At 37.0% G+C, this 12,222-nt stretch carries 9 protein-coding genes and 1 pseudogene; all 10 read left to right on the top strand.

Annotated elements, in window-relative coordinates:
- Positions 1-66: 66 nt before the first annotated feature.
- Positions 67-852, top strand: a complete 786-nt coding sequence (locus tag AB4124_RS12305) for an ABC transporter permease (RefSeq protein WP_213646970.1) — start codon at positions 67-69, stop codon at positions 850-852.
- The gene (locus tag AB4124_RS12300) at positions 842-2,110 is read left to right on the top strand and encodes an ABC transporter ATP-binding protein (protein ID WP_441973047.1); all 1,269 of its coding nucleotides are present in this window, start codon (positions 842-844) and stop codon (positions 2,108-2,110) included. The genes AB4124_RS12305 and AB4124_RS12300 overlap by 11 nt, the downstream gene beginning before the upstream one ends.
- Positions 2,110-2,733: pseudogene (locus AB4124_RS12295) on the top strand (class I SAM-dependent methyltransferase); the annotation flags it as partial. The gene AB4124_RS12300 and the pseudogene AB4124_RS12295, both read left to right, overlap by 1 nt.
- A 500-nt stretch (positions 2,734-3,233) precedes the next feature.
- Positions 3,234-4,145 (top strand): glycosyltransferase, encoded by a 912-nt coding sequence (locus tag AB4124_RS12290; RefSeq protein WP_213646968.1) that lies wholly within the window; start codon positions 3,234-3,236, stop codon positions 4,143-4,145.
- Positions 4,146-4,154: 9 nt separating this feature from the next.
- Positions 4,155-6,083 carry an HAD family hydrolase gene (locus AB4124_RS12285; RefSeq protein WP_441973046.1) on the top strand — a complete coding sequence of 643 codons (1,929 nt, stop codon included), beginning with the start codon at positions 4,155-4,157 and terminating at the stop codon, positions 6,081-6,083.
- A gap of 27 nt (positions 6,084-6,110) precedes the next feature.
- Complete coding sequence (locus tag AB4124_RS12280) at positions 6,111-8,789, top strand: LTA synthase family protein (RefSeq protein WP_441973045.1); 2,679 nt, start codon at positions 6,111-6,113, stop codon at positions 8,787-8,789.
- Between the two features lie 19 nt (positions 8,790-8,808).
- Positions 8,809-9,552 (top strand): sugar phosphate nucleotidyltransferase, encoded by a 744-nt coding sequence (locus AB4124_RS12275; RefSeq protein ID WP_441973044.1) that lies wholly within the window; start codon positions 8,809-8,811, stop codon positions 9,550-9,552.
- An 18-nt stretch (positions 9,553-9,570) separates the two neighbouring features.
- Entirely contained in the window at positions 9,571-10,119 is a 549-nt protein-coding gene (gene rfbC, locus AB4124_RS12270; RefSeq protein ID WP_441973043.1) for a dTDP-4-dehydrorhamnose 3,5-epimerase, read from the top strand.
- Between the two features lie 12 nt (positions 10,120-10,131).
- Complete coding sequence (gene rfbB / locus AB4124_RS12265) at positions 10,132-11,154, top strand: dTDP-glucose 4,6-dehydratase (RefSeq protein WP_441973042.1); 1,023 nt, start codon at positions 10,132-10,134, stop codon at positions 11,152-11,154.
- Positions 11,151-12,035, top strand: coding sequence for a dTDP-4-dehydrorhamnose reductase (gene rfbD, locus AB4124_RS12260; RefSeq protein WP_441973041.1), 885 nt, complete (start codon positions 11,151-11,153; stop codon positions 12,033-12,035). Before rfbB ends, rfbD begins: the two co-directional genes overlap by 4 nt.
- The last annotated feature ends 187 nt before the right edge of the window (positions 12,036-12,222 follow it).

The raw sequence follows: 12,222 nt of genomic DNA, 5'->3' as shown, positions 1-12,222 counted from the left end.
AATATTTTAGCATATATAATTATATGATGTGTATGAATGTTAAATAATAAAAAGGACAGATGAAGAATGAAAGAAATTATTAAGCACCGAGAACTGCTTTTTCAACTTACAAAGAGGGAAATAGCAACAAGGTATAAAGGTTCCTATCTTGGATTATTTTGGTTTGTAGTACAACCGCTGCTAATGCTAGTAGTATACACTTTTGTTTTTAGCGTAGTATTTAAAGCAAGATGGGGTGTAACCGAAGCGAGCAATCTAGAGTATTCATTAATATTGTTTTCAGGAATAACAACCTATAATTTATTCTCTGATATTATCAGTAGAGCACCAAATTTAATAACCTCTAATACGAATTATGTTAAAAAAGTTGTCTTTCCGCTAGAGTTGCTCCCTTTAGTTACGCTTTTATCATCATTGTTTTTTAGTAGTATTAGTTACGTTATCCTTTTGGTATTTATATTTATTATGAACGGTGGGCTTAATTGGACGACTGTGATGCTGCCAATTATCATACTTCCACTTTGCTTTCTATCACTTGGCCTTTCGTGGATAGTAAGTTCCTTAGGCGTATTTTTTAGAGATATTAATCACCTGGTTGGTGTACTTCTCACCGCATTGATGTTTTTGAGTCCCGTGTTTTATCCTGTTGAATCTGTACCAGAAAATATGCGAATTATCTATAGTTTTAATCCATTAAGCTATGTAATTGAAGAAGTAAGAAATATTTTGCTCGTTGGTACTTTTCCGCACATAGGACAAACGATACTAGGGCTATTAATATCAATAACTATTCTAGTCATTGGATATAAATGGTTTGTGAAGACGAAAAGGGGGTTCTCAGATGTCCTCTGAGTGCGCAATTGAAGTTGTAGATCTGAAAAAGGTGTATAGAGTTTACGAGAAACCGCAACACCGTTTTAAACAATTTATCAATAAAAGTAAAAGATATTACAGTGAGTTCACCGCACTAGATAATGTTTCATTACGCGTCCTAAAAGGACAAACCGTTGCAATAATTGGAAAGAATGGATCAGGTAAAAGTACTTTATTACAGATTGTTGCGGGAACATTAGCGGCAACATCAGGATATTATAATGTACAAGGGAAAATTGCAGCACTACTTGAGCTTGGAAGTGGTTTTAATCCAGAGTTCTCAGGAATTGACAACATCTACCTGTATGGTTCTATTCTTGGTTTGACAAGAGAGGAAATGAAAAGTAAGTTGAATAGCATCTGTGATTTTGCTGATATAGGCGATTTTGTTTATCAACCAGTTAAAACATATTCGAGCGGAATGTATGCCAGACTTGCCTTTGCTGTTGCTATACATGTAGATCCTGAAATTCTAATTGTTGATGAAGCACTAAGCGTGGGAGATATTTTCTTCCAGCAGAAGTGTAACATTTATATGAAAGAAAAAATGAAACATGCTACTAAAATACTTGTAACTCACGACATGTCTACTGTAGCTAAAATGGCTGATTATGTTTTTATTCTTGAGAAGGGCAGAGTTGTCTATGAGGGTGAACCATTAAAGGCAATTGAACACTATATTAAGTCATTGCATAACGAGGTTTATCAATATAACGAAGAAGTCAATGTGAGTCTAAGTGCTGAAAGTGATTTTGAAGATAACTGGGTTCCAGTAAATGAGAATGATCTGGCTGGTGCGCTAGATGCCAGAATTACTAAATATTCTGTTAGTGTAAATGAGGAAGATTATAAAGGTTATATTTCAAGAAATGATGTTTTGAAAATTTCATTTATATTTGAAGCTAAAAAAACTTTGAATCAGGTGATTTATGGGTATCTTGTCAATGATAAGTATGGAAATAGTGTTTTTGGTGAAAATACACTAAGTTCTGATCAGTTCACTTATTCAGTAGACCCAGGAGTTCATTTAATTACTATTACCTTCAAATGGCCTGAAATAAGGGAGGGGGCTTATACAGTTACACTCGGGATTGGTGAAGGGAATCATGAATTTAATCATGTGATTCAATGTTGGGCACATAATATTATATCGCTTAATAATGTTAATCCAAATTTATCGGTTCACGGACTTTTTAATAATAAAATTTTAGACATCGAAACTAGGAGATTACAATGATGGAGAAGTGGAATATTAGTGAACCTTACTTCGAAGCAGATGCTGTAAATGATATGACTTTGTCCCCTTGGGGAGGACATAGAAATTTTGTGTATGATCTTATTAAGTTTTATAGGCCCAAAAAAATTGTGGAATTGGGTTCTCATTTGGGAGGATCTTTTTTTTCTTTTTGTCAGAGTGACAAGGATTTTGAATTACGGACAGAATTATTTGCTATTGATACTTGGGAAGGCGATGAACATGCAGGCTATTATAATGAAGAAGTGTACTGTCTATTTAAAAAGATAGTAGAGGAGACTTACCGGGATCAGAACATAACCATGGTCAGGCAATACTTCGATCAAGCTGTAGATCAGTTTGAGGATAACTCCATAGATTTACTTCATATTGATGGTTACCACAGTTATGAAGCTGTTTCGAATGATTACTACACTTGGCTGCCTAAACTCGCAAATGAAGGTATTATTTTGTTTCATGATATCGCCGAAGATAATGGATATGAAGCCTATAAGTTTTGGAGGGAAATAAAAGAGGATTTTCCAAATTTAGAGTTTCAACATAACTGGGGGCTAGGCATTCTCTTTCCTAAAGGTGACAAGATCTATACCAAAATGCTTGAGAATAACATTTTAGATAAGATGCAGATTTACCAGTACAGAGCTATGTGGCAATCAGATAGGCTCTTATTAAATAAAGATAAGCAATGGCAGGCTGAGCAAACTAATAACTGGTGGAAAGAAGCAGAAAAGTATAAATCGATTAGTGAAGATTACGAGAAGAAGATTAATGACTTGAATGAGAGCCTGTCATGGCAAAAAGAACAAACCACAGAATGGTGGATGAGGACCGAAGAGATTAAGAGTAAATTATCTTGGCAAGAAGAACAGACAACAAAATGGTGGGAGAAACATCAGAATAAGCTCCGTGACTTTGAATGGCAGGTTGAGCAAACAAACTTGTGGTGGAGCAAATATGTTAAAGCCATTGGAGACTTGGAGTGGCAGAAAGAACAAACCACATATTGGTGGAGATTATATGAAGAAAAGGCTAATGAGTTAGAGAGATTGATAAAAAATCCCCTTAAGCAAATTGGTTATTGGTATAAAAAGAGGAGGAAACAACATTGAAAGCAGGCAAAGTAGCTGTAATTACAAGAACCAAGAATAGAAATGTACTTTTAAGAAGAGCAATAGAAAGCGTATTAAATCAATCGTTTGAAGACTGGATTATGGTTATAGTAAACGATGGTGGAGAAAAGGAAGGCGTCTGTGCGCTCGTAGACGAGTACCGGCATAAATTTAATGATAAAGTAGTTTTGATTCATAATGAGGATTCAATAGGCATGGAAGCTGCGTCAAATAAAGGCATAAAATCTGTCAATAGCAAATATGTAGTCATTCATGATGATGACGATTCATGGGATAGTAAATTCTTGTTGAGAACCGTAGAAATTTTGGATAGCACTCCTCACGAATCTTTTAAAGGCTGTGTTACGTATAGTACAAGAGTCATAGAATCCATTAACGGGAATAGTGTTCAAATCAAATATAAAGAGCCCTACAACACTTGGCTCGAAGGAATCTCTCTTTATCGTATGGCAGCCGGGAATGTATTCCCTCCAATCTCCTTTATTTTTCATAGAAGTGTCTTTGATGAGATTGGATATTATAGAGAAGATCTTCCAGTATTGGGTGATTGGGATTTCCACCTTCGATTTATGGAGAAATATGACATATTCCTGATCAAAGAATGTTTGGCTAATTATCATCATAGATTAGATACCCACGTTGGAGAGTATTCCAATTCGGTTATTGGTGGACATGAAAAACATATTTTCTTTGATACAAAGTTAAGAAACGAGCTATTAAGAAAAGATCTAGAAAACAATAAAATTGGACTAGGTTTTCTGGTCAATATGGGCAAAAGTTTTGAATTGATTCATGCACAGATTAGTCCAATTGAAACCATTGCTAATAAAGTTAAACGAAATCCAACTTTAAAAAGAATAGCAAAGTTTTTTTTGAGATCTAGATAAGGAGCTATTATGAGCCATAAAGAACTGCTGGAGAAAATTGATAATGCCAAGATCGTGTCATTTGATATCTTTGATACAGTTATTCTTAGAAAAATTCAAAAGCCTGTACAAATTTTCGATATCATATCAAATCATATGTCAATGGGTACAAATTTTGAAACTAAAGATTTCTCGACTAAAAGGCAGCTTGCGGAGCAAACAGCGAGGGATAATGCATGGATAGAGAATCAGCGAACAGAAATTTCTATAGAAGAGATCTACAAGGAATTCCGAGTTTTAACTGATTTGGACGACGGAAAATGTAATGAGCTGTTAACTCTAGAAATTTCCTTAGAGAGTTTGTTCTGTGCTGCAAATCCATATATGAAAAAAATATACGACTATTGCTTAGAAAATGGAAAAGAGGTCGTATTTAGTTCAGATATGTATCTCTCGTATGAAGTAATTAGAACAATATTGTATGATAATGGATACACTAATTTTAGGAAGCTTTACCTTTCAAGCAAGTTAAATAAAACTAAATCTACTGGGGAAATGTATAATCATATTGTTTCTGACTTATCTGTACAACCCAAGGACATTCTTCATATTGGAGATAATCATCAGTCGGATATTGTGCAAGCGAGTAATAAAGGTCTAGAAACGTATTATTATAAGAAATGTCTTGATTATGAAAAAAAGAATACTCGTTCTGATGTGGATCAGGGTGTTTTAGCAAATATTATTAAAGGTATTATGAACAACAAAATTTATTCCGATAGAAGTGATATCAGAGAAGACTTCTGGTACTCTTTTGGATTTCAAAGTGTCGGTATTCTATACGTATCTTTTATTCAATGGTTGTCCAAACAGCTAAAGAAAGATGAGATCGAGTCGGTATACTTCTTATCCCGAGATGGATATGTGATGAAAAAAGTATATGATGCTTTACATAACAATACAGAAAATACTGTGCCTTCCAACTATCTTTATGCATCAAGAAGAGCGTTTAATTTTGCATCAATTACAGGTATTGACGAAGAAACAATCAATTTTTTGTGTAGTGGTACCAGTAGACTCAAGGTAAAGGAGTTTTTAAAAAGAATCAACATAGATTATACAGCCGTTAATGAAGTAATAAAAAAAGTTGGATTTCCAGATGCGGAACATATAGTGGATTCTGGTAAGGACTATGCAATGTTAAGAGACTTATATTCCGAGCTTGCCAATTTGATTTCTTCCAATGCTTTAAAAGAGAAAGAACTATTAATAAAATATCTGGATCAGGAAAGCTTTTTTGACCATAAAAAAGTGGCTATAGTCGACATTGGCTGGCATGGATCTATGCAATATTCTCTAGAAAAAATGCTTGCTGATGTTAAAGATAAACCTGTGATTCATGGTTATTACTTTGGAACTTATGAGCAGGCCGATAAATATATTAATAATGGCCTAAATATTCAAGGTTTTTTATGTAACTTAAGCAAGCCTTATGAGCATTACTCCATTATTAAACTATGTGTCGAAATCTTTGAATTTATTTTTGGAGCTCCTCATGGAAGTGTCGTTAAGTTTGAACAACATTCAGGAAAGATCAAACCGATACTGGATGATAATGATATGAATGATGGGAAAATGAAGAAATTAAATTCTATGCACGAAGGAGCTCTTGAATTTGTATTAGAGATCGCTCCTCTGTTGAATGGTTTGAATATAAATATTGATACAGAGTTAGCTGTACAGCCATTGAAGAGAATTCTCGAGAATCCGACCAAAGAAGAGGCTGAAAAATTAGGTGACATTGAGCACGCAGAGGGGTTTGGGAATATTTATGTGAAGCGTTACATTGCCAAGCCTTCATCAAAACTGTTGATTTTCAAGCCGAAGCAATTAATAAGAGAATATCGAAATAGTTTTTGGAGAAAAGGATATCTCAAGCGTTTTTTTCGTAAAATATAAAGTGCAAAGAACAACGGGGGTCCAGTAGTGTTATTACTGCGAAAATTTGTCAACTTACTTATCGCTATTTTTTCCGGATGGTTTATTCTTCTTATATTAGATGCTAATATAAGAAGTTTTTTTCTTTTATTTTTATTAATTACATTTTCCTTTTATATTATTTATTCTGCCACTTGGGAAAAAATATCGCGTGCGGATACGGTAGTGAAATCAAAATATTTTGGGATGTTATTTATAATCGTTTGTATGGTCCTAAGCAACTATATATTGTTTAAAGATCATATTGTATTAAGTAGTTGGAATATCAATGAAATTGTGATTGAGCCATCAAACTTAAAAAATGCAGAATCAAAAGGAAATGAAATTTGGATTGACAGAATAACAATTGATACAAAGGAGAGGGATATAACAACACAAAATTTTAACACTGGTTGGTTGGTTAGAGAAAATCAGTTAATGACTATGGGGGATAATCCATCATCGTACCAATCTGATTTAGATGGGAACTATAAATTAGTGGTCTCGTTACGAAATCATCCTTGGTCAGGTTTTGCAGATATAACAATTAATAATACATATGAATACAGTATTAATCTATACAACGGTGAGGTTGATAAAACAGTAGGGCACTATAGTTTCATAACTCTGAAATATATCATTTTTCATAACATCTTCATAGCATTAATACTATTCACTATATATATATCGCTAGCCACCAAGATCGGCGAATTAAGTTTAAGCAGCCGGATTAGATTATTCGTAAGCTTTAGCCTTACAATCACAAGTATCGTCACCGGAATGTTGTTGTATTTCGAATTAGAGCAAGCATGGTGGAAGATCCTTGATATAATTGTAATCTCAATGTGCAGCAGCTTTCTATTTATAGAGTTCATCAATGAATTCATTGGGAAATTAAAACGGAATTTCGTTAAACAGACCATCATAGTCTTTTTCTTAAGTTTATTTGTATTATTAATAGTAGAAATAATTAATGGTAAATCGCCAGCAGAGGCTTTTGTATGGACCGTTGATTCTTGGCAGACTGCAGCAATTTCCTTAATCATTCTTTCTTTACTCTTGCTGATACTGATGTTTATTACTAATACTATAGTAATTTCTTTTATTCTAGTGTCTATTACATTCGTTTCATTAGCAGCAATTAATTACTATAAAGCATTGATTCGGTCAGATGTTCTGGTCCCGTGGGATCTTGCGCTATTTGCAGAATTGGGGAAGATTAACAGAGAGTATAGCTTCTCACTTCATTTGCCCATCGTATTCTCAGGTATATTCTTAGTAGTGCTGTTATTCTATTATTTTTATTTTTTTGAATATAAACTAAGTGTTAGTAGAAAGAACCGTTTAGTGGGCGTTGTGTTAAGCATTACAGTAGTTATGCTGCTCATAGGAACAATTATTAGTTCTAGTATGATCTTAAAAATGAACATATCCGAAGATGAATTAGATCAGAGTCTTAATTACTCAAATAACGGATTCATGTTTGGGTTTATAAGGAATATGAGTAAGACAATTAAAGAACCTGACAACTATAATCCAAAGAAAATGAATTCTTTAATCAATACGTTACATCAAAATATGATAGAAGATTATGAAGAAGAAAATGTGAACGTCAAGCCGAATATTATACTCATACTTAATGAATCGTACTGGGATCTGGGTAAACTAGAAAAAGTAAAGTATAATATAACTCCTAATCACTTAATGAACTCTGAAGTAGAGGGGATATACATTCTAAACCTGCAAGTCCCACAATTTGCAGCCGGAACTGCTAATACGGAGTATGAAGTTTTGACAAGTATGGATACAGCAAATTATCCTATAGGTGTTATACCCTATAAAAGTTATATTAAGGAGAATACCTCATCATTGGTAAGTTATTTAAAAGAACAAGGATATTATACAGTAGCCCTACATCCGTATTATGCTGACTTCTATAATAGAAGAAAGGTATATGACTACTTAGGCTTTGATAAGAAATTATTTATCGATGATATACAAGAGGTTGATAATAGCTTAACGTATTTTAAAAATTATGTATCTGATGAGTCCTTGTTCAATAATATAGTCAAACAATATGAAGAGCATAAAATGTCAGGCAAGAATGCTAGCTTTTTTAATTTTACAGCCACTATGCAAAACCATTCGCCATATACAGAGGAAATAGGGGATAAAACAATAAATATAGTGGATGATTTTTATAGTGATACCACTAAGACTATTTTAGAGAATTATGGAGAAGGAATATTCAGGACTGATACTGCATTAAATAAGCTGTATAATTATTTTTCAAATCAGGATGAACCAACAATTATTGTTTCTTTTGGGGATCATTTACCAGGTCTAGGGGATGTTTCACCAAATGGGTTTACTAATGTTTATCACGAAACAGGTTTTCTTCAAAATGATGATAAAAATCATGACAAAATGTATACAACACCGCTATTAATATGGTCGAATTTTAGTCTTAAAACTGATCATTTTACAGAAGAAACTATTATAAATTCTGAGGACTTACTTCCGTTTGTTTTTAGTATTTCAGGTATGAGACAGCCACTCTATTACCAATTTGTGAATAACAGCAGAACTGCCGATGATTCTACTAGCGATATAAAAAATATGCGCTGGTTAATTCAATACGATTATCAATTTGGTAGTGGACTTATAAAAAAAGAAATCTGGAAGTAGAATATTATAGGAGGTTTTCATGAAAGCTATAATCCTAGCCGGTGGAACAGGCTCACGCCTTTATCCCTTAACCAAAGTCACCAATAAACACCTGCTGCCTGTTGGAGCCTATCCGATGATCTTCTATCCGGTGTATAAACTCCGTCAGGCGGGCTTGACGGATATACTCATTGTGACCGGAAAAGACCATATGGGAGATGTGGTGAATCTTCTTGGCAGCGGTCAGGAATTGGAGGTCTCCTTCACTTACAAAGTGCAGGATGAAGCAGGAGGCATCGCGCAAGCGTTAAATCTTGCAGAGCAATTTGCTGGTGGAGAACCGATCGCTGTTATCCTCGGTGATAACGTGTTTGAGGATGACATCTCCACCTATGTGGCCAACTTCCAGGGTCAAAGATCCGGCGCCAAGATCATAATCAAGGAAGTTACTGATCCTAACCGCTTTGGTGTTCCGGAAATACAAGGCAGCCAGATCATCTCCATTGAAGAAAAACCGGAAAAGCCCAAATCTAATTATGCCGTAACCGGAATCTATATGTACGATCACACAGTTTTTGATATTATCAAGACATTGAAACCTTCAGCTCGTGGCGAATTGGAAATCACAGACGTCAACAATGCATACATTAAACAAGGAAAGCTTACCTTTGATGTGCTTCAAGGATGGTGGACGGATGCGGGAACGCATGCGTCGCTCGCTCGGGCCAATGAGTTGGCTAGAGATGTTCGATTCGGTGATGATTTCGGAAAACTTAAACTGTAGTTAGGGAGGAATTGAACGATGAACGTAACTCCTTTAAAACTCACAGATGCTTTTGTACTTGAACCGGTGGTCCACGGCGATCACCGGGGTTTTTTTATGGAGAGTTACAACAATTCGCTTTTTCATCAGCACGGCATTACTTCTAACTTCATTCAAGACAACCAATCTTTATCCGCCGAAGCGGGCGTCTTGCGTGGACTTCATTATCAGCTCAACCCTAAGGCTCAAACGAAACTTATTCGGGTCCTGACAGGTGCCATCTATGATGTCATCGTAGATATCAGAAAAAGCTCCCCTACCTTTGGTCAGTGGGTCGGTGTTATTTTGAGTGAACACAACCATCGGCAGCTACTTGTTCCTAAAGGCTTCGCTCACGGCTTCTGCACTCTTGTTCCGAGTACCCAGGTTCTTTATAAAGTCGACGAATATTATTCCCCTGAGCACGACCGTGGCATATTATGGAATGATCCGGCTTTAGGAATTGATTGGCCAACTTCGAATCCGATTCTATCGGATAAAGACCAGCGGCACCCGCCGCTGAAAGACGCAGAGATGAATTATGACTAGGGGGCAGTTCGGATGAAACTTCTTGTTACCGGCGGTGCCGGCTTTATCGGTAGTAACTTTATTTTATATATGATTCAGCAGCATCCGGATTATCAGATCATTAATATGGACGCGCTCACGTATGCAGGGAATCTAGAGAATTTGCAATCGGTACAAACCCACCCGAATTATTCATTTATCCAAGCAGATATTGCTGACAAACCAGCAGTAGATGCAATTTTCCAACAGAGCATCGACGTGGTGGTTAATTTCGCAGCAGAATCTCACGTGGATCGCAGCATTCTGGAACCGGAGATTTTCGTGAACACTAATGTCCTGGGTACACAAGTACTTCTAGATGCAGCCAAGAAATATGGCGTAACTAAGTTTGTCCAAGTATCCACGGATGAAGTGTACGGTTCTCTGGGGGATACGGGGCTATTCTCTGAAACGACACCACTTGCTCCTAACAGTCCTTACTCAGCCAGCAAAGCAGGCGGGGATCTGCTCGTAAGAGCTTACCATGAGACCTTTGGTCTCCCGGTTAACATTACCCGTTGCTCGAACAATTACGGTCCATACCAATTCCCTGAGAAGCTGATCCCTCTGATTATTTCTCGTACCCTAAATGATGAATCCCTGCCGGTCTACGGCGATGGCCTCAATATCCGCGACTGGCTGTATGTTGAGGATCACTGCAGTGCGATCGATCTGGTTATTCATCAAGGGAAAATAGGTGAGGTTTATAATATCGGGGGCAACAACGAGCGGACCAATCTGCATATTGTGCAAACAATCCTGAGGGAGCTTGGCAAACCTGAGTCACTTATCACTTACGTGGCAGACCGTCCAGGCCATGACCGACGGTATGGCATTGATCCTATAAAAATCATGAATGAGCTGGACTGGAAGCCAAAGCACAACTTCGAGACAGGCATTAAGGAAACGATTCAGTGGTATTTGAGCAACAAAGAGTGGTGGACGAGAATTCAATCCGGCGCATATCGTGATTATATGACCCAGCAGTATGGTAGCCGTTTGGGTGGGAACGGATGAAGGTATTAATCACAGGAGCACATGGTCAGCTAGGGCAGGATATTGCACGGATATTTAACCTAGCTGGTCATGAAGTTTTTAGCTGCCGTAGAGAAGAACTAAACATAACGGACTTAGATCAATGCCTCCAAGTAAGTTCAACTCGCCACCCCGACTGGATCATTCATTGTGCGGCTTATACGGCGGTAGATGCTGCAGAGACGGATGTGGATGGTGCTTATCTTGTGAATGCAATAGGTACTAGAAACATGGCCCTTGCCGCCGAAAAAATTGATGCCAAGATCGTATTTATTAGCACAGATTACGTTTATAGTGGCACGACCGGGAGGCCTTATATAGAGTATGATTCCCCCGCCCCGCAAAGCGTTTATGGAAAGTCCAAGCTTGCAGGTGAACAGATGGTTCAGAGTTTTTGCTCTCGTTGGTTTATTGTACGAACTTCATGGTTGTTCGGCCTGCATGGCAACAACTTTGTAAAAACTATGCTCCGTCTAGGTCAGGAAAAACCGCTATTAAAGGTGGTTAACGATCAAAAAGGATCTCCCACCTACACGGTACATCTGGCGCAGTTTTTGTTACATCTCATTTCCACTGAAAAATACGGTTTATATCATGCCTCCAACAGCGGCTTTTGTACTTGGTATGAATTCACTGAGGCTATTTTTGAAGAAGCCCGTGAACAGTTGGGACTAGAGATAACAGCTGAATTGCAACCTTGTACTACTACGGAGTTTCCACGGCCTGCTCCACGTCCAGCCAATTCAACGATGGATCACCTGGCTATCCGTCTAAACCAATTAGAGGATTTACCGCATTGGCGTGAAGGGCTGAAGCAGTTTATGCTGGATATGAAGCAGCACCCTGAACTATACTTAAAGTGAATACAGCGATGTAAGAGACCTGATCTGTATGGATCAGGTTTTTTTATTTATGGCTTTAGCCAGTTGAGTGCGTGAAACGCGCGAAACAAAAAACCACCCGCTATGCGGGTGGAGGGATTGAGGGTTTGACCACTAAGACCATTCCGATAAACTTGAGATGTTCAGGCTCAAAGAAAGGAATGGTCTT

It is taken from the genome of Paenibacillus sp. 2KB_20, from assembly GCF_052115765.1.
Taxonomy (GTDB): domain Bacteria; phylum Bacillota; class Bacilli; order Paenibacillales; family Paenibacillaceae; genus Paenibacillus_AQ.
This window is presented reverse-complemented; position numbering and strand designations above follow the sequence as displayed.